Source organism: Mesorhizobium sp. M1A.T.Ca.IN.004.03.1.1, from assembly GCF_003997555.1.
Classification (GTDB): Bacteria; Pseudomonadota; Alphaproteobacteria; order Rhizobiales; family Rhizobiaceae; genus Mesorhizobium.
The window spans coordinates 1-250 of record NZ_RZTV01000765.1 but is presented as its reverse complement, the minus strand read 5'-3'; the positions used below and the strand labels follow the sequence as shown (position 1 = coordinate 250).

Annotated in this window: 1 pseudogene; it reads left to right on the top strand. The window is 61.2% G+C overall.

Going from position 1 to position 250, the window contains the following annotated elements:
- A pseudogene (locus EOD29_RS33725) lies at positions 1–250 on the top strand (p-hydroxycinnamoyl CoA hydratase/lyase); the annotation flags it as partial.

Here is a 250-nt window from a genome sequence, read left to right as displayed (position 1 = left end):
CCGAGCTTGAAACCCGGGTCCGCAAGATCTGCGCCAGCCTGCTCGAAAAGAACCCGGTGACGCTGAAGGCCGCCAAGGACACCTACAAGCGGGTGCGCAACCTGCCATGGGATCTCGCCGACGATTACATCTACGCCAAGCTGGAGCAGATGCTGTTTCTCGACAAGACCAAGGCGCGCGACGAGGGACTGAAACAGTTCCTCGACGACAAGACCTATCAGCCGGGGCTCGGCGCTTACAAGCGCGGCTG